The organism is Pseudomonas sp. ASL8, assembly GCF_056680355.1.
Genome location: NZ_CM155278.1, coordinates 1,243,176 through 1,262,271 on the forward strand (window position 1 = coordinate 1,243,176; position 19,096 = coordinate 1,262,271).

Annotated in this window: 15 protein-coding genes; 4 read left to right on the forward strand and 11 right to left on the reverse strand. The window is 59.3% G+C overall.

All coding sequences use genetic code 11. The features are described 5' to 3' along the window. Positions 1–303: 303 nt before the first annotated feature. The 8 genes from AC1MEA_RS05540 to AC1MEA_RS05575 form a co-directional block, all read right to left on the reverse strand. The gene (locus AC1MEA_RS05540; protein WP_480917067.1) at positions 304–1,908 is read right to left on the reverse strand and encodes an AAA family ATPase; all 1,605 of its coding nucleotides are present in this window, start codon (positions 1,906–1,908) and stop codon (positions 304–306) included. A 9-nt stretch (positions 1,909–1,917) separates the two neighbouring features. After that, positions 1,918–3,021 (reverse strand): 3-dehydroquinate synthase, encoded by a 1,104-nt coding sequence (gene aroB, locus AC1MEA_RS05545; RefSeq protein ID WP_480917068.1) that lies wholly within the window; start codon positions 3,019–3,021, stop codon positions 1,918–1,920. A gap of 129 nt (positions 3,022–3,150) precedes the next feature. Beyond that, on the reverse strand, positions 3,151–3,669 hold the full coding sequence (gene aroK, locus AC1MEA_RS05550) for a shikimate kinase AroK (RefSeq protein WP_219063563.1): 519 nt from the start codon (positions 3,667–3,669) through the stop codon (positions 3,151–3,153). A 4-nt stretch (positions 3,670–3,673) separates the two neighbouring features. Continuing rightward, positions 3,674–5,761, reverse strand: coding sequence for a type IV pilus secretin PilQ (locus AC1MEA_RS05555; RefSeq protein WP_480917069.1), 2,088 nt, complete (start codon positions 5,759–5,761; stop codon positions 3,674–3,676). A gap of 110 nt (positions 5,762–5,871) precedes the next feature. Continuing rightward, positions 5,872–6,399, reverse strand: coding sequence for a type 4a pilus biogenesis lipoprotein PilP (pilP, locus tag AC1MEA_RS05560; protein ID WP_480917070.1), 528 nt, complete (start codon positions 6,397–6,399; stop codon positions 5,872–5,874). Beyond that, on the reverse strand, positions 6,396–7,019 hold the full coding sequence (pilO, locus tag AC1MEA_RS05565; protein ID WP_449634374.1) for a type 4a pilus biogenesis protein PilO: 624 nt from the start codon (positions 7,017–7,019) through the stop codon (positions 6,396–6,398). Before pilO ends, pilP begins: the two co-directional genes overlap by 4 nt. Next, positions 7,016–7,582, reverse strand: a complete 567-nt coding sequence (locus AC1MEA_RS05570; protein ID WP_219063567.1) for a PilN domain-containing protein — start codon at positions 7,580–7,582, stop codon at positions 7,016–7,018. The genes pilO and AC1MEA_RS05570 overlap by 4 nt, the downstream gene beginning before the upstream one ends. Then, positions 7,582–8,646, reverse strand: a complete 1,065-nt coding sequence (locus AC1MEA_RS05575; RefSeq protein WP_480917071.1) for a pilus assembly protein PilM — start codon at positions 8,644–8,646, stop codon at positions 7,582–7,584. Before AC1MEA_RS05575 ends, AC1MEA_RS05570 begins: the two co-directional genes overlap by 1 nt. Positions 8,647–8,855: 209 nt before the next feature. Here AC1MEA_RS05575 and AC1MEA_RS05580 point away from each other — a divergent pair, with 209 nt between their 5' ends. Next, positions 8,856–11,300, forward strand: a complete 2,445-nt coding sequence (locus AC1MEA_RS05580) for a penicillin-binding protein 1A (protein ID WP_480918101.1) — start codon at positions 8,856–8,858, stop codon at positions 11,298–11,300. A gap of 143 nt (positions 11,301–11,443) precedes the next feature. On the opposite strand, the gene AC1MEA_RS05585 is transcribed toward AC1MEA_RS05580, so the two are convergent. The 3 genes from AC1MEA_RS05585 to rpmE all read right to left on the reverse strand — a co-directional run bounded on the left by AC1MEA_RS05585 (position 11,444) and on the right by rpmE (position 13,957). Further along, entirely contained in the window at positions 11,444–12,712 is a 1,269-nt protein-coding gene (locus tag AC1MEA_RS05585; RefSeq protein ID WP_219063570.1) for a malic enzyme-like NAD(P)-binding protein, read from the reverse strand. Positions 12,713–12,893: 181 nt separating this feature from the next. Continuing rightward, on the reverse strand, positions 12,894–13,697 hold the full coding sequence (locus tag AC1MEA_RS05590; RefSeq protein ID WP_449634376.1) for a thermonuclease family protein: 804 nt from the start codon (positions 13,695–13,697) through the stop codon (positions 12,894–12,896). 23 nt (positions 13,698–13,720) lie between these two features. Further along, positions 13,721–13,957, reverse strand: a complete 237-nt coding sequence (gene rpmE / locus AC1MEA_RS05595) for a 50S ribosomal protein L31 (RefSeq protein ID WP_219063572.1) — start codon at positions 13,955–13,957, stop codon at positions 13,721–13,723. Between the two features lie 167 nt (positions 13,958–14,124). Between rpmE and AC1MEA_RS05600 the strand changes: the two genes are divergently transcribed. The 3 genes from AC1MEA_RS05600 to AC1MEA_RS05610 all read left to right on the forward strand — a co-directional run bounded on the left by AC1MEA_RS05600 (position 14,125) and on the right by AC1MEA_RS05610 (position 18,902). Then, the gene (locus AC1MEA_RS05600; RefSeq protein ID WP_219063573.1) at positions 14,125–16,344 is read left to right on the forward strand and encodes a primosomal protein N'; all 2,220 of its coding nucleotides are present in this window, start codon (positions 14,125–14,127) and stop codon (positions 16,342–16,344) included. A gap of 130 nt (positions 16,345–16,474) precedes the next feature. Continuing rightward, complete coding sequence (gene argS / locus AC1MEA_RS05605; RefSeq protein ID WP_480917072.1) at positions 16,475–18,211, forward strand: arginine--tRNA ligase; 1,737 nt, start codon at positions 16,475–16,477, stop codon at positions 18,209–18,211. Between the two features lies 1 nt (position 18,212). Further along, positions 18,213–18,902, forward strand: coding sequence for an SPOR domain-containing protein (locus AC1MEA_RS05610; protein WP_219063575.1), 690 nt, complete (start codon positions 18,213–18,215; stop codon positions 18,900–18,902). The last annotated feature ends 194 nt before the right edge of the window (positions 18,903–19,096 follow it).

The window sequence follows — 19,096 nt, forward strand, 5'->3', positions numbered from 1 at the left end:
CCACTTACCAACCGCGCCGAACGTATGCCAGCTTTGCGGGGGCAAAAGGGAGGTCATTGTACACACCGACACAAAAGCTCACAAACTTAACGACCAACAGCCGTAAATCTATGTCGCATTAATGAAAGGTTTAAAGCCAGATAATGTGCTAGTCAAAACATTTTTACGAGCCCGGCCTGCGAGCCCAGGAACATTTATGACGTCTGGGACGCAGACACCACAAGGCGCGCTGCTCGAAAGCAGCACGCACATGCGATATTCCGGGGGAGCAGTGCAAGCGGCCTGGATAAGGCCGCTGCGACTTCAGTGCGTTGCAGCCAGTTCCTGTTGGACGCTGGCGACAGTACGAGGCCAAGGTTTACCAGCCTGAACCTTGGCTGGCAATACCTTGATGGCTGCAAGGGCAGCAGCGCGGTCAGAAAAGTTACCGTAGGTCACCACGTACAGCGGCTTACCCTGCAGGTTTTTCTTGAAATACCGGTACTCGCCACCGTTCTCTTTAACGATTGCCTGGGCAGCGGCTTCCGAGCTGGTACCCACAATTTGCACGACATAGTGGCCTGACGGCTGACCGGCGTACCAGTTACCACCCGACGCTGGCGCGGAGGCAGCGGCAGCAGGTTTTTCCGCTACTTTTGGCGCTGGCTTGGCTGTCGCAACCTGAACGGGCGCTGGCTTGACGACTGGCGCTACAGGCTTGGCGGCGGCAACAGCTGCAGCCGGACGGGCTGGCGCTGGAGTCGGTGCCGGACCTGCCGGCACACCCACTGGCGGAGCCGTGGTGGTGACGGTAGGCGGCTGAAGCGAGGTGCTGCCTGCCGGACCCGGCTCATCATCTTCTGTATTGCCCGCCGCTTCGGCCAATGGCCCACGCATGACGGGTTGCGATTTACCTACCAGCGGCAAAGGCATCGGCTGCGAGTTACCGGCAAACTCAATGGCCGGACCGCCCTGATTATTCGATTGCTGAGCAGTCGGCTGCCCCTGACCCAGCGGCAGTTGCGCTTGCGCATTCGCCGGCGGCGTTGCGGGCGCGGTGGCGCTGTTGTTACTGCTCCGGCCTGGCATCAACCATGCGGCCAGTATCCCGACCACGACTACTGCACCCAAAGCCAACACATGTTTCTTCGGCATTTTGAACCCCATACTTGGACGCTTGACCGCAGTGCGGCTGGCGATCATCGCTTCGATCATTGCATCGCGGGCGACCTGGTTGATCGCGCCCGGCCAGCCATCGGAGTGTTCATGAATATCGGTGATCTGATCAGCCGTGAACAACTCGATGCCTTGACCTGCACCGTCCAGGCGCTGAGCCAGGTACTCGCGGGTTTCTTCTTCGGTGTACGGTTGCAGCTCAATGACGTGAAAACGTTCTTCCTCGGCGCTGAGCTGCTCCAGACGGTCGATCAATGACGACTCGCCGAACAGGAACACATGCGGGCGACCTTCAGGCGTACCTGCTGCCAACCCGAGCAAAGCTTCGAGTGCGGATTCGCCGAGTTGTTCGGCGTCGTCCACCAATAAATAGACCTCCTGTCCGGTCAGCGCCAATTGCACGACCTGAGACAGGATCGCGCGCATTTCCGGCTGAGCCACGTTCAGGGCCTGAGCGACCTGACGCATGACACCCGCAGCGTCGCTGGCGCCACGTGCGGAAACCACCACGCTCTGCACCGATTGCTTGTTGGTGCTGGCGACCAGCGCCTGGCGCAGCAACGTTTTACCGCTGCCTTGCGGGCCTGTCACTACAAGCAGCAACTGGCTATAGCGCGCCAGGTGATGAAGCTGACCGAGCACGGGTTTGCGCTGGGCCGGGAAGAACTTGAAGCCAGGTACCCGCGTCGCAAAGGGGTCATGACTCAACTGGTAATGGCCGAGGAAGGCCTCGTCGGCGTGCAAACTAGTCATGGATTTTCATTAACCTCTAAGCTGATCCACCAAGGCGCGGTAGTCCGCCCCCAGCGTGGCCTGTAATACTTCTTTTGGATAATCGGCAGTCACAACGGCTTCGCCGATCCGCCGCAGCAGGACCAGGCGCAAGCGACCATCGATCACCTTCTTGTCAATTGCCATGTGTTCGAGGAAGTCATCCTCGGTCATCTCTTCTGGCGGCACGACAGGCAGCCCGGCGCGCTGGAACAGGCGAATCCCACGATCACGCTCCTGCTCGGTGATCCAGCCGAGACGCGCAGACATCTCAAGCGCCATCACCGTACCCGCCGCCACGGCTTCACCGTGCAGCCAGACGCCATAACCCATGTGGGTTTCGATAGCGTGGCCGAAGGTGTGACCCAGGTTAAGCGTCGCGCGCACACCCGTCTCACGCTCATCGGCGCCAACCACCGCAGCCTTGGCCGCACAGGAGCGCTCGATTGCAACCGTCAGGGCCGCCTGATCAAGAGACCGCAACTGATCGACGTTTTCTTCCAGCCAGGTCAGGAAAGGCTCATCGCAGATCAGGCCGTACTTGATGACCTCAGCCAGCCCCGCCGACAACTCCCGCGCAGGCAGGGTATTGAGCGTCGCCGTATCAATCAGCACCACATTGGGCTGATAGAAGGCGCCGACCATGTTCTTGCCCAGCGGATGGTTGATTCCGGTCTTGCCACCCACCGACGAATCCACCTGGGACAACAAGGTGGTGGGCACCTGGATGAAATCCACGCCGCGCTGATAGCAGGCCGCAGCAAAACCGGCCATATCGCCAACCACCCCGCCACCCAAGGCGATAACAGTGGTGCGTCGGTCATGCCGAGCGGTGAGCAAGGCATCGAAAATGGTTTGCAGGGTTTCCCAGTTTTTGAAGGCTTCGCCATCGGGAAGCACCACGGGCAGCACGTTGTAAGTGCTCAGCGTGTGGGTCAATCGCTCAAGGTAGAGGGGCGCGACAGTCGCATTGGAAACAATCGCCACTTGTCGTCCGGCGATGTGCGGCGCCAGCAGATCAAGCCGATCCAACAAGCCTTCGCCAATGTGAATCGGGTAGCTTCGCTCGCCAAGCTCGACCTTAAGTGTCTGCATGTGTCCCCACGTTGTTTAACAAGTGCGCGTGTCGCGCCATCGCTGAATTCTGGTTATAAAATCATGGCCTTACGCCACGCTGCGGCGCTGCCTTTGTGTGCCGGAGGATAGCGCATTTCAACGCGCACATTAACGAGGAGCAAGCTCGGCCAGCCGCGTGAGGATATCCAGCACCACCATCCGCGGCGGCCGCTCATCGGTTTCCACCACAAGATCGGCGATTTCCCGGTAGAGCGGATCACGGATTGCCAGCAGGTCGCGCAATACCCGCGCCGGGTCGGCGTTACGCAGCAATGGCCGATTGCGATCGCGGGCTGTACGTCCGACCTGCTGCTCGACCGAGGCGTGCAAATACACCACACGCCCTCCGGCATGCAGCGCCTGACGGTTTTCACTGCGCATCACTGCGCCGCCACCGGTCGCCAACACGACACCGTCGGATTCGCACAGCTCAGCAATCACCGCCTGCTCGCGGTCGCGAAAGCCCGGCTCGCCTTCCTTATCGAAAATCCACGGGATATTGGCGCCGGTACGCAGTTCAATTTCCTTGTCGGAATCTTTGAACGGCAGTCGCAGCTCTTTGGCCAGCAAGCGACCGATGGTGCTTTTGCCCGCCCCCATCGGTCCAACAAGTATCAAATTTCGCACAGAATCAACGACTCACAGCAATCGCCTGGTTGTTCATGATACGCGGAGTCAGGAATACCAGCAGCTCGGATTTCTTCTCTGAAACAACGTCACGCCGGAAAAGCCGGCCAACATACGGCACATCGCCAAGAAATGGCACCTTGTCGACGATTTTACTCTGCGTATTAGAGAAAACACCGCCAATGACGATGGTTTCACCGTCGGCCACCAGCACCTTGGCGTTGACTTCGTTTTTCTTGATTGGCGGTACACCCAGCACGGTATTGATGTAATCCGGCTCATCCTTGGTGACCTTGACCTCCATGATAATGCGGTTATCAGGGGTGATCTGCGGCGTCACCTCCAGGGACAGCGACGCCTCTTTGAAAGACACCGACGTCGCGCCACTGGAACTGGCTTCCTGATACGGGACTTCAGTACCTTTGAGGATCTTCGCAGTCTCTTTGTCGGAGGTCACGACCTTGGGCTGGGACACGATTTCACCGTTACCGGTTTTCTCCATGGCGCTCAACTCAAGGTCCAGCAGCACGTTATCGGTCACGAAAGCGATACCGATGCCGGACGTCGCATTGGCAGCGCCCAGATCGACGAAAGGTGAGTTGGAGTTACTGACGACACCATTGGCGCCCGTCACCGTACCCGTACCGCCGACGGTCGCATTGCTGCCACCGCTGCGATTGCTCGAACCGCCCCAGCGTACGCCCAGCGCCTTGTCATAATCGACGTTGGCCTCGACGATACGCGCCTCGATCATCACCTGACGCACAGGGATATCCAGCTGCGAAACGATCCTGCGCAGCTCATCGAGACGGTCCTGAGTCTGGTAGGCAATGATGTTGTTCGTCCGATCATCAACGGTGATCGAGCCGCGCTCATCGGCCTTCGTCTCAGCGCTGGTCACCGACTGGAACAGCTTGGCGATGTCGGCCGCCTTGGCGTAATTCACTTGCAGCAGCTCGCGGCGCAACGGCGCCAACTCGGCAATCTGCTTCATCGACTCCAGTTCCTGACGTTCGCGAGCAGCGATTTCATCCGCAGGCGCGACTAACAGGACATTGCCGATCTTGCGTTTATCCAGGCCTTTGGTTTTCAGTACCAGATCCAGTGCCTGATCCCACGGCACGTTCTGCAAGCGCAAGGTAATCCCGCCCTGCACGGTGTCACTGGCCACCAGATTGAGGTTGGTAAAATCGGCGATCAGTTGCAGGACCGAGCGAACGTCGATGTCCTGGAAGTTCAGCGACAGCTTTTCCCCTGTGTAGATGGGTTTGTCTGCATTTCGGCGATCCAGGTCTTCAGACGTCAACGGCCGCACGCTGATGGTCAGTTTGTTATCGGTCTGATAGGCCGAATAATCAAACGCGCCGGTCGGCTCGATGCTGATACTGGCCTTGTCACCCTCTACGCTGGCATTGACGAACTGCACAGGTGTGGCGAAATCCTTGACGTCCAACCGAACGCGCAAGGGGTCCGGCAGCTGGGTTTTCGCGAAATTCACCCGGATTTTGCCACCTTGTTCCTGAATGTCCGGAGCAATGCCCGGATCACTCAGTTCGATGATGACGTTACCTTCACCCAACTCACCGCGCTGAAAATCGATGTTCTTGATCGCTTTGCCCACGGCGACATAGGGCCTGACAGGTGCTGCGGCCGGAACTGAAACCCGTGCAACCGTGGGCGCCGCGCCTGGCTTGGTCCCCTGAGCAGAGGCTGCGCCCTGACCCACGACCACGAACAGGTTATTGCCCTCGACCCGCGAGCTGTAGGGCGCAAGCACCGTCATATTGATAATGACCCGCGTGCGGTCTTTGGCCTCGACCACCACCACACTGCGCGCATTGCCCACACCCAAATCGCGACTTTTGGTCGCCAACCGGCTGGTCACACCGGGCAAATCCAGAGCAATTCGCGCGGGCTGCTCAGTGGTATAGCCACGCGGCGCGGGGATTGGGCCGTCGAAGGTCAGCTTCAACTCGACCCGATCTCCTGGCAAAGCGGCGACATCCAGAGCTTTCAAGTTAGCCGCCTGGAGCATCGGCGAAACCATCGCTATCCATAGCGAAATGCCGACAACCGAGAAAATCCTAGTCATTATCAATTTCCGTTGTGCTGACCCGAGGGTGTTGTAAATGTTGGCCCCGCCCGTTCCCGGACGAGTGAAAACTACTGCGCTCGGCAATACTGCGTGTTCGCACATTCCGCTCATGAGCGTTCCTTGAGGGAAATGCTGCGTGGTCGTTCGAGCCATGCACCCTCGCCATCAGGCACTATTTCGACGACATCGACCTGCGAGTCGCTGATTGAAACGATGCGCCCATGATTGCGCCCCAGATAATCACCGACTTTCATGCGGTACACACCACCGCCACCGTGCATCAGGGCAAAGGTCCCCGAGTCGTTGGCCATCGTGCCGACCATTTCGAATTGCTCGATATTGAAACCTTCGAGGAACTGCTTGACCCGTGTTTCATCCGGTTTGACCTGCTGCGAGCCCTTCTGCCGACGGACCAGATCAATCTTGACGGGCGGCTGGAACGGGCTACGCAGTGTGGCGGCGCTGTAGGTGAAGGCTTCGTAAGGGCGAAACTTTGGCAATGGCTCAATGACGCCCGTGGGGCGCGCACGCACTTCATTCATATAGGTCTGCAAGTCGCCAAACTGATTGCCGTTATCGCAACCGGACAAGCCGATCAAAGCCACACTCATGCACAACAGTCGAGCGGCCCTCATTGCTGCAGCCCTTTATCGTTATAGCGGTAGGTCTTGGCCAGGATGTTCATGCGCAGCTTTTGCGTACTGCCAGGCTCCACGGGTTTGATCTCGAAATCATGCAGGGTCACGATGCGCGGCAGGCTCGCCACGCCACTGACAAAGGTCGCCAGGTCGTGATAGGCACCGACCACGGTGATCTGGATCGGCAATTCGATATAGAACTGCTGAGCCGCTTCCGGCAGCAATTTGATCTCTTCGAACTCAAGGCCACTGCCCAGACCGGTGCGGGTGATGTCTTCGAGCAACCCCGGGACTTCAGTGTCGCTGGGCAACTGCCGCAACAATGCGCCGAAGGACGTCTGCATTTCCGTCATCTGCGCTTTGTAGGCGTCCAGGTTCGCGGCCTTGAAAGCCTTCGTCGCAAATTGCTCTTTGAGCGAAACTTCGGTCGCTCGCGACTGGTCGAGCTGATCCAGCAAGTCTTTGAGGTAAAAGTTGTAGCCCAGCGCCAGGACAATGATCAACACCATCGCCCCGGCGATGGATTTGACCGCAGCTGGCCATGAGCCAAGGTTATTCAGGTCCAGATCGTTGATGTCGATCTTGCGCAGGCTGTCCAGCCATTCCTTTGGGTTCATGGCTTGGCCCCTTCAACCATGGGTTGGGTCTGACGCACCGATAACTGGAAGGTGTTTGCCTGATCGACCGCACCCGCCGTAGTGGCCTTGACCTCGTTGAGGCTTGGCGCCTCGAGCCAATCAGAGGCGTCGAGGTTACGCAGCAGATCCGAAACACGGTTGTTCGATTCAGCGGCGCCGCTGATGCTAATAATCTTGCCGGTCATTTTTACGTCAGAGAAATACACGCCATCAGGCAAGGTACGCGCCAACTGATCGAAAATTCGTCCGATGATCGGGCGATTGCCTTGCAGGTCCTGGATGATTTTCATCCGTTCCAGCAATTGCTTGCGCCGCGCCTTCAACTCGCTGATTTCTTTAATCCGGTCATCGAGCAGAGCAATTTCTTTCTGCACATACGCGTTGCGTGCCACTTGGTGGTCGACCGCATTGCTGATGTATTGATCGCCGAGGAAGATCACGCCGACGGCAATGATCAACACCCCGACAAGCGCCGTCAGAAAACGCTTCTTTCGCTCTTCGCGGAGCTGTTCGCGCCACGGTAACAGGTTGATCCGTGCCATTAGTCGAAGCTCCTTAGCGCCAGACCACAGGCAATCATCAAGGCCGGAGCATCACTGGCCAGCGCCCCCGCGTTGACCTTGCTGCTCAGCGCCATGTCGGCGAACGGATTGGCCACCAGCGTGGGCGTGCCCAGGCGTTGCTGAATCAAATGGTCCAGGCCTGCGAGCGAGGAGGTACCGCCCGCCAGCATGATGTAATCCACGGTGTTGTACTGACCGGCCGCAAAAAAGAACTGCAACGAGCGGGTAACTTGCTGAACCACGGCATCCTTGAACGGCTGCAGCACCTCGCTGACATAGTCATCCGGCAGACCGCCCTGTTTCTTCGCCAGGCCCGCTTCTTCTACCGCCAGGCCATAACGACGCTGAATTTCTTCGGTCAGTTGCCGGCCGCCGAACAATTGCTCGCGGGTGTAAATAATCCGGCCATTGTGCAGCACGCTCAAGGTGGTCATGGTGGCGCCGATGTCGACCACGGCCACGGTCAGTTGCTCGTGATCGTTGCCCAACTGCGCAGAGAGCAGGCCGAAAGCGCGCTCCAGCGCATACGCTTCGACATCCACGACCTTGGCATTGAGGCCCGCCAGCGCCAGGGCGGCTTCGCGAACCTCTACGTTTTCCTTGCGGCAGGCGGCGAGCAGGACTTCAACACGCTCGGGGTTGCGCGCCGAGTAGCCCTGCACTTCAAAATCGATGGCGACTTCTTCAAGGGGATACGGAATGTACTGATCAGCTTCAATCTTGAGCTGACTTTCCATGTCATCGTCCGACATGCCTGCGTCCATCTCGATGGTCTTGGTGATCACGGCAGAGCCGGCCACCGCCACGGCGACGCTTTTGACATTCGTCTTGGCCTTGACCAACACCCGTGACAATGCCTGACCAACCCCATCGAGATCGGCGATATTTTTTTCGACTACAGCGTTGGCGGGTAGCGGTTCGACCGCGTAGGACTCAACTTTGTAGCGAGTGCCGGAACGACTCAATTCAAGGAGTTTTACCGAGGTGGAGCTAATATCGATCCCTAGAAGGGCATTGGCCTTCTTACTGAAGAGTTCGAACACAACCGATTCCCTATGAGTTTCCGTCACTTACGGATTATTGAGTGTCCAATGTCTGTGCCAGCCGCCTTGACAGTAGCGCAAATCACGCTCCGACACGAAAAATGCTTATAATGCCCGAGCATTTTTTCGTAAAGCCAAGCTTCAAACCGTGTTCATTTGTAGATGCCTGCGCTTAACCCATTCTTTTATCTGGAAATCCAAAAGCCTTGATACGCCTGCTGAAGTTTTTCTGGTGGTCATTCGTCGCTGTGTTCTGCGGGCTGCTGCTCGTTTTGAGCGGTGCATTCTTGTACCTCAGCCCGGGCCTGCCTTCCGTCGAGTCGCTGAGAAGCATCCAACTGCAAATTCCGCTGCGGGTTTTCAGCAGCGATGGCAAGTTGATTGCTGAGTTTGGCGAAATGCGCCGCTCCCCTATCCGCTTCGCCGACATTCCACCCAATTTCATTAACGCCCTGTTATCGGCAGAAGATGACAACTTCGCCAATCACTACGGTGTTGACCCCAGCAGCCTGATGCGCGCCGCCTCCCAACTGGTGAAGAGCGGCCATATCCAGTCCGGCGGCAGCACGATCACCATGCAAGTCGCGAAAAACTTCTTTTTGACCAGCGAAAGAAGCTTTTCCCGAAAAACCAACGAAATCCTTCTGGCCCTGCAGATCGAGCGCGAACTGAGCAAGGACGAAATCCTTGAGCTATACGTCAACAAGATCTACCTGGGCAACCGCGCTTACGGCATCGAAGCCGCGGCGCAAGTGTATTACGGCAAATCGATCCGCGACCTGAGCATTGCACAGATGGCGATGATCGCCGGTCTGCCCAAAGCCCCTTCGCGCTTCAACCCATTGGCCAACCCCGTGCGAGCCAAAGAGCGTCGAGACTGGATTCTGGGGCGCATGCACAAATTGGGCAAGATCGATCAGAGCGCCTATGACGTCGCCCTGGCCGAACCCATCAACGCCAGCTATCACGTCCAGAGCCCGGAAGTGAACGCGCCCTATATCGCCGAAATGGCCCGCGCCGAAATGGTCGGCCGTTATGGCAGCGAAGCGTACACGGAAGGTTTCCGCGTCACCACTACGGTACCCAGCAATCTTCAGGAAAATGCAAACACCGCCGTCCAGGAAGGCTTGATCAGCTATGACCAGCGTCACGGCTATCGTGGCCCGGAAAGCCGTCTACCCGGCAAAACCCGTGATGCATGGGCGCTGGAGCTGACCAAACAGCGTTCCATCAGCGGCCTCGAGCCGGCGATTGTCACTCAAGTCGATAAAGCCGGCCTGCATGTGCTGACCCGCAACGGCGAAAAAGAAGAAACCGTATCCTGGGACAGCATGAAATGGGCGCGACCGTTCCTTAATACGAACAGCCTGGGTGCACGCCCACTGCAGCCATCCGATGTCGCGCAAGTGGGCGATCTGGTGCGGGTGCAGCGTCAAGCGGACGGTAGCCTGAAGTTCAGCCAGACCCCGGCAGCGCAAAGCGCACTGGTGTCGCTGGACCCCCAAAATGGTGCGATTCGCGCGCTGGTCGGCGGCTTTGCTTTCGAACAGAGCAATTACAACCGCGCCATGCAGGCCAAGCGTCAACCGGGCTCGAGCTTCAAGCCGTTCCTGTATAGCGCCGCGCTGGACAACGGCTACACCGCCGCCAGCCTGGTCAACGACGCGCCTATCGTGTTCGTCGATGAGTACCTGGACAAGGTCTGGCGTCCGAAAAACGACACCAATACCTTCCTCGGCCCGATCCGTTTGCGCGAAGCGTTGTACAAGTCGCGCAACCTGGTGTCCATCCGCCTGCTGCAAGGCCTGGGCATCGACACCGCGATCAACTACATCACGCGCTTCGGCTTCAACAAGCAGGACCTGCCACGCAACCTGTCGCTGGCCCTGGGGACTGCAACGCTGACGCCGATGGAAGTCGCCACTGGCTGGAGCACCTTCGCCAACGGCGGTTACAAGATCAGCCCGTACCTGATCCAGCGCATCGAAAACCGTGACGGCGCAACCCTGTTCGTCGCCAATCCGCCGAGCGTACCGGCCAATGACGCCAAGCCTGCGGCCAACACCGCCACCTTCGCCGTCAATGACAGCCCGAGCGTGGTGCCCGCCTCGTCGACCTCAACGACCAACGAACCACAAGCGCCAGCCGTCGCCGAGCGCATCGTCGATGGCCGCACCACCTACATCCTCAACAGCATGCTGCAGGACGTAATCAAGCGCGGTACCGGCCGCCGTGCCCTGTCGATGAACCGCCCCGACATCGCTGGCAAGACCGGTACGACCAACGAGTCGAAAGACGCCTGGTTCACCGGCTACAACGCGGATTACATCACCAGCGTCTGGACCGGGTTCGATCAGCCGGAAAGCCTGGGTCGCCAGGAATTCGGCGGCACGGTCGCCCTGCCGATCTGGATGAACTACATGAGCGCCGCCTTGAAAGACAAACCACCGCATGTTCAGGCCGAACCGGAAGGCATCCTCAGCCTGCGAGTCGACCCGGTCAGTGGCCGCGCCGCGACACCGAGCACGCCCAACGCTTACTTCGAGCTGTTCAAAAGCGAAGACACGCCACCCAGCGTGAACGAAGTGGGCGGCGGCAATGCACCCAACAGCCCGTTACCTGCGGATGAGTCGGCGCCCATCGATCTGTTCTGACGCCCCCATCACTCTGTAGGAGCGGGCTTGCCCGCGATGGCGGGGGATGGCAACTGACACATTCCCACAGATGATCGTCAGGATTCTCACCCACAAAAAAACCCTGCATCGCTGCAGGGTTTTTTGTGTATCGCTATCAGGACTTAGCCGTTGAAAACGTCATCGACGCTTTTGAGCGGGTAGTTCTTCGGATACGGCAGGGTAGCGACACCGGTCTCGATGGCGGCTTTAGCCACGGCATCGGAGATCACACCCAAGAGGCGCGCATCCATTGGTTTCGGAATGATGTATTCGCGACCGAATTCCAGCTTGATACCACCATACGCGTCGCACACTTCCTGAGGAACCGGCAGCTTGGCCAGTTTACGCAGGGCGTGGGCGGCAGCGATTTTCATCTCTTCGTTGATACGCTTTGCACGAACATCCAGTGCGCCACGGAAGATGAACGGGAAGCCCAATACGTTGTTGACCTGGTTCGGGTAGTCCGAACGGCCAGTGGCCATGATCACGTCATCGCGAGTGGCATGAGCCAGTTCTGGCGCGATTTCCGGATCCGGGTTCGAGCACGCGAACACAATCGGATCCTTGGCCATCAGCTTCAGGTTATCAGCGCTCAGCAGGTTCGGACCGGACAGACCCACGAACACATCAGCACCCTTGAGGGCGTCGGACAGTGTGCGTTTTTCAGTCGTGTGGGCGAACACGGCTTTGTACTGGTTCAGATCGTTACGACCGGAGTGAATCACGCCAGTACGGTCGACCATGAAGATGTTTTCGATCTTCGCACCCATGCTCACCAGCAACTTCATGCAGGAAATGGCTGCTGCGCCTGCGCCCAGGCAAACGATTTGGGCGCTGTCCAGGCTTTTGCCGACGATTTCCAATGCGTTGATCATGCCGGCCGCGGTAACAATCGCCGTGCCGTGCTGGTCATCGTGGAACACCGGAATGTCACATTGTTCGATCAGTGCTTTCTCGATCTCGAAGCACTCTGGCGCCTTGATGTCTTCAAGGTTAATGCCGCCAAAGGTGATGGAGATGCGCTTGACGGTGTCGATGAACGCTTGTGGGCTTTCTGCATCGACTTCGATATCGAAAACGTCGATCCCTGCGAAACGCTTGAACAGCAAGCCTTTACCTTCCATCACTGGCTTGGAAGCCAATGGACCAAGGTCACCCAAGCCAAGAATGGCGGTGCCGTTGGAAATGACCGCGACCAGATTACCCTTGCCGGTGTACTTATAGGCAAGTTCAGGATCACGGGCAATTTCGCGCACCGGCTCGGCAACGCCAGGGCTGTAAGCCAGGGCCAGGTCGCGCGCAGTGGCGGTAGGCTTGGTTATCTCGACACTCAGTTTCCCGGGGCGAGGCTTGGCATGATATTCGAGAGCGGCAGTTTTCAAATCTGACATGTGGGCATTCCGCTTTTTTACTGTTGGACTGACGGACCGCCGAGGATACGCAAGAAGGAAAGTCCTCACAAGACTGACTAGTCACTTCTGTCAAGGCCCGGCCTCTACGACTTTACGCCAAGGGGTGCGGAACACAAGGCAAGGACTGTCCACAATTGAACAAGCGAACTGTCCACACTTTTTACTGATCGAAAAAATTCAGCATCGCGGGATGAGTAATGGGCAACATCCAGCGCGCCTGCCCGGACTTGAGCCCGCCACGACGCGAACGATCAATCACCCAACCACGCGCTTCGAGGGTCCGGCCTTTAAGGCGCTCCAGCCGAGAGACGTCGAACTGACTCACCAGGTTCGGCGCGATCCGCAACACCAACGAGCCCTGCAACTCAATCCACACGCCGCCAGCATTGCGCTGCACGTCGCTGACCTGTCCGGAGATCAGGGCAAAACCGCCGTTATTGATGTGTCCGACCGCCTGTACCGGCGACGTGCGCCACACCCCTAGCCCAGCCTGACGCGCACTACGCTCCGCCCGCTGCTGGCAGTCGAACAAGGCGACATTGGGGGCGATCACCACTTGATAGGCCAAACCCTCGGCCAACAACTGCGCCTCAAGGTTTTCGCCCTGACGGCCATAGACGTTGGCCAGCGTACGGCCGTAATGATCCTTGGGCTCCTGGCCCACCTGCAGACTGACCCGGCCGTCGTTTTCGTCGACCAGACGTTGCAGGCGGCGCTTGGCGGCTTCGGCAAAAGGCTCGGCGGAACGACCTTTCTTGCCGGTCTCAGGCGCATTCAGTCCAATCATCCGCACACTGCGGCCATCGCTCAGACGCAAGGTGTCGCCATCCACGACCCGCTGGACCGCGAATACGGGCAGGGAGTCGGGTGCCGGGCACAAGGCCTGGGCTGCCGTCAGCCAAATCGCGGACATAAAAAAGGCGCCCGCGAGGGACGCCTTTTTAAGCAGCCTGGAGTAGTCCAATGGACCTTCCAGAACGGCCAGTCTTACTCAGCAGCAGCTTCAGGAGCTTTGGCTGCGCCGAAAGCACCGAAACGCGATTTGAACTTGTCGACACGGCCGCCGATATCAAGAGTCTTCTGCTTGCCGGTGTAGAACGGGTGGCACTCGTTGCACACGTCAAGGCTCAATGGCTTGGCGAGGTTGGAGCGAGTGTGGATCACGTTGCCGCAGCTGCAAGTTGCGACAATGGCTTCGTAAACTGGATGAATATCAGCTTTCATGGGTACTTCTCCGGGCTAGCGTGCCGCCGCGCAACACTATTGTTGAACACCGCACGTAATTAGGCTGCGGATACTACCAGACATCGCCAACGACGCAAGCGAACGTTAAAACCGGTCGTCTGCTAAGATCGCCGCTTCGTCACAGACCGTTACAGAGAACCCTCCGCGTGCCCGACGCCATTTTGCGCCTCGCTCTGCCCTCGCCGCTCAGACGCTTATTCGACTACCGCGCACCCGCCGGGGTACTGCGCAGTGCGTTACAGCCCGGCATGCGCGTGCGCGTGCCGTTCGGTCGCCGCGAGATGATTGGCATTCTGGTGGAAATCACTGACCACAGTGAAGTCCCGGCTGAAAAGCTCAAACCGGCCGTGGCCATCCTCGATGAGCATCCGCCGCTGCCGCCTTCGCTGTTCAAGCTGTGCCTGTGGACATCGCAGTATTACCAACACAGCCTCGGCGACACCTTGAGCTGGGCCTTGCCGGTGCTGCTGCGTCAGGGCGAACCCGCTGAAGCGCGTCAGGAGCGATTCTGGCAAGTGGCTCCGGGCGCCAGACTCGATGACCCGCGCATCGCCCGCGCGCCGAAACAGCGTGAGGCCCTGACCACCCTCGCCCAGCATCCGCATGGCGTGGCCAATCAGTTACTCAGCAAACTGATGCTCAACCGGGAAAGCCTGAACCTGTTGCTGGCCAAGGACATGGTCAAGGTCGAAGTGCGCCGCCATGCGCCGAGCGAACGCCATGAGCGCTGGCTGGCGCAGCCCGAGTTGCCACTCAACCCCGAACAACGCGCTGCGTACGAGGCCATTCGTGCCGGTTTCGACACCTTTCATGCGTTTCTGCTGGCAGGTGTTACCGGCAGCGGCAAAACCGAAGTCTATTTACAGCTGATCCGCGAAACCCTCGAAGCCGGCAAGCAGGCGCTGGTATTGATCCCGGAGATCAACCTCGGCCCGCAAACGCTGGCGCGCTTCGAGCAGCGTTTCAACGCACGTATCGCTCTGGTGCACTCGGCGGTCAATGACCGGGATCGACTGGATGCCTGGCTGGCGGCGCGCGACGGCGAGGCAGACATTATTATCGGCACCCGCTCCGCGCTGTTCACGCCAATGAAAAACCCCGGCCTGATCATTATCGATGAAGAGCACGACGGCTCTTATAAACAGCAGGAAGGTCTGCGCTATCACGCCCGCGATCTGGCGTTGGTGCGGGCCCGGCAGGAAAACATTCCGATTGTGCTCGGCTCAGCCACGCCATCTCTGGAAAGCCTGCACAACGCCTACACCGGGCGCTATGGCCTGCTGCGCCTGAACCAACGCGCGGGCGGTGCGCAACAACCGCGCTTCCTGCGGCTGGACGTGAAGAGCCGGCCACTGGACAGCGGTATTTCCGGACCGATGCAGCAAGCCATCGCTCAGACCCTGGCCGCAGGTCAGCAGGTCCTGGTGTTCCTCAACCGTCGCGGCTTTGCGCCGACCTTGCTTTGCCACGACTGCGGCTGGCTCTCGGAATGTCCGCGCTGCGATGCGCGCATGACCGTGCACCAGCGTTCCGGCGAGTTGCGGTGCCACCATTGCGGCCATGTCGAGCGTGTCCCGCGCCATTGCCCGGCGTGCGGCAAGGTCGACCTGCGCCCTGTGGGTGCGGGCACCGAGCGTGCCGAAGAGCGGCTGGGGATTTTGTTCCCGGACTTTCCCGTGCTGCGGGTCGACCGCGACAGCACCTCGCGCAAAGACGCGATGAACCAGCTGTTCGCCACCATTCAGCGCGGTCAGCCATGCATTCTGGTCGGCACCCAAATGCTCGCCAAAGGGCACCACTTCCCCCGCGTGACCCTGGTGTCGATTCTGGATGCCGACGGCGGTTTGTTTTCCGGCGATTTCCGCGCCAGCGAGCGCATGGCGCAGCTGATCGTTCAGGTCGCAGGGCGCGCAGGACGGGCCGAAGAGCCGGGCAAAGTGATCATCCAGACGCATCTGGCCGACCACCCCCTGTTAATTCAGCTGACCGAGCAAGGCTACTTCGCCTTTGCCGAACAAGCGTTAAGCGAACGCCGTGCTGCTGGTCTGCCACCGTTCTCGCACCTGGCGCTGCTGCGCGCCGAAGCGCACAAGCCGGGACAGGCCGAAGGTTTTCTCGACAACGCCTGCGCCGAGGCCGAACGCTTGCTGGCTGAAATGAATCTGGGCGCCATTGAGTTACTGGGCCCGGTCCCGGCGCCGATGGAGCGGCGCGCCGGCCGCTACCGCGCGCAATTGCTCCTGCAGGCCAGCGCCCGCGCGCCCCTGCATCGATTGCTCAGCGCATGGCTGCTGGTGCTTGAAAACATGCCCAGCGGGCGCCAGGTACGCTGGTCGCTGGACGTGGACCCGGTGGATTTGTATTAAGGGCCAAAGCCGGCATCTTTAAGACCGCATGTCCATCATGGTTGGCAAGCCTGCCCTCGCAACGGATAATGCTCAGTTTTTCCACCAGCGCATCCAGGCGCCGCCGCGCTTGCGGTCGAAAGAGAAGACCATGAAAGACACCATTCGCCAGTTGATCCAACAAGCCCTGACCCAACTCGTCAACGAAGGCGTCCTGCCGGAAGGGCTGACACCGGCGATCCAGGTGGAAAACGTACGGGACAAAACCCACGGTGACTTCGCCAGCAACATCGCGATGATGCTGGCCAAGCCTGCCGGTTTGAAACCCCGCGATCTGGCAGAAAAGCTGGTAGCCGCGCTGCCCGCCGACGCACAGGTCAGCAAAGTCGAAATCGCCGGCCCCGGCTTTCTCAACTTCTTCCAGAACACCCAGGCCCTGGCGGCACGTCTCGATGCCGCGCTGATCGACCCACAACTGTCAGTTCGCAAGGTCGGTCCTGTACAACGCGTGGTGGTCGACTTGTCCGCGCCCAACCTGGCCAAAGAGATGCACGTCGGCCACCTGCGCTCGACCGTTATCGGCGACGGCGTGGCCAATGTGCTGGCGTTCCTGGGTGACACTGTGATTCGCCAGAACCACGTGGGCGACTGGGGCACTCAATTCGGCATGCTCCTGGCGTACCTCCAGGAAAAGCCGACGACCAGCGATGAGTTGTCGGACCTGGAAAACTTCTACCGTGCGGCCAAGCATCGCTTCGACGAATCCGAAGAGTTTGCCGAGCGCGCTCGGGGCCTGGTGGTCAAGCTGCAAGCCGGTGACCCGGAATGCCTGGCGTTGTGGGAACGCTTCAAAAACATATCGCTGTCCCACTGCCAAACAATCTACGACCGCTTGAACGTCAACCTGACCCCGGCCGATGTCAGGGGCGAAAGCGCCTACAACGATGACCTGGCCAACGTGGTCAGCGACCTCAAGGCCACAGGCCTGCTGGTCGAGAGCAACGGCGCCCAGTGCGTGTTCCTCGAAGAATTCAGGACCGCTGAAGACACGCCTCTGCCGGTGATCGTGCAAAAGGCGGGCGGCGGTTATCTGTACGCCACCACCGACCTGGCCGCGATCCGCTACCGCAGCAATGTATTGAAAGCCGACCGCGCTCTGTACTTCGTCGATCAACGTCAGGCCCTGCATTTCCAACAGGTGTTCGAAGTCGCCCGCCGTGCCGGTTTCGTGACCAATGGCATGCACATGGAACACATGGGCTTCGGCACCATGAACGGCGCCGATGGCCGTCCGTTCAAGACCCGCGATGGTGGCACCGTCAAGCTGGTAGACCTGCTCGACGAAGCCCAGGAGCGCGCCTACACCCTGGTGAAAGAAAAGAACCCGGAAGTCGCTGAAGCCGAATTGCGCAGCATCGCCAATGCAGTAGGGATCAGCGCGGTGAAATACGCCGACCTGTCCAAGCATCGCACCAGCGACTACAGCTTCAACTTCGATCAGATGCTCAGTTTCGAAGGCAACACCGCACCGTACCTGCTCTACGCCTACACCCGTGTAGCCGGTGTGTTCCGCAAGTTGGGCAAGCCGTTCGACATCAGCCAAGGGCACATCGTGCTTGAGGCGCCTCAAGAGCAGGAACTGGCGGCACGCCTGGCGCAGTTTGGCGAAACCCTGAACAACGTCGCGGAAAAAGGCACGCCGCATGTACTGTGTGCCTACATCTATGATCTCGCCGGCCTGTTCTCCAGTTTCTACGAGAACTGCCCGATCCTCGGTGCCGAGAACCCGGAACAACAGCAAAGCCGTCTGCGCCTCACCGCACTGACGGGCCGCACCCTCAAGCAAGGCCTGGAACTCTTGGGTCTGGAAACTCTGGAGCGTATGTAAGTTGGCTGCGAAGAAAAAACCTGCTCCCAAGCGCGGCGCCAGCCGTTATCAGGCACCCGCGAAGAAGCCGATTCCAGGATGGTTGTGGCTGGCTATTGGCCTGTCCGTCGGGGCCTTCATCGTATTTTTGATGAAGCTCGATCCGGGCAGCACTGATATCAAGCGGGTTAAAGAAGACGCCAAGGCCGCGAAAATCGCCGAAGCGAACAAGACGCCACCCAGCCCACAGGCACCGGCGAAGCCGAAGTACGACTTCTACACCTTGCTGCCGGAATCCGAAGTCATCGTGCCGAACGAAGCCGTGCCCGAAAAAACGCTGCCCGCGGTCGTAGCACCGGTTGCGCCGGTCACGCCTGAGCAAGCAGCGAAGATTGACACCGCACGCGCCCAGGCTGCACTCAGCGGCCTGACGCCCCCGCCAGCGCCACCTGTGGCCAAGCCGGCTGCGGTGACGAAGTTCTTCTTGCAGGCCGGCTCGTTCCGCAAGCAAGCCGACGCGGACAAGGTCCGGGCGCAGATCATTCTGCTGGGGCAAACCGTGCAGGTTGAATCCGGCACCGTGAAGGATGAAATCTGGTACCGGGTGCTCGTCGGCCCGTACAGCAACCGTGAACAACTGACCATCGCGCAGAAACAACTGGCAGGCAGCGGCTTCAGCAATCTGCTGTTACAACAGCGTCAGGGTAAGTGATCCATCTGTAGTCCAGGTCAAAGCGGCGTGTCGGACACGCCGCTTTGACGAATAGATTCACTCCCCCAGTGGATCATCCGCGCTCCGTGGGGGCGGATTCGTGCGCGAAAGCGATCTGTCCAGACAGCCCGTATCCAGATATCGCCATTCATCCTCTGACGCATCCCATGGTTGAAATGTCAGCCACCACCCCC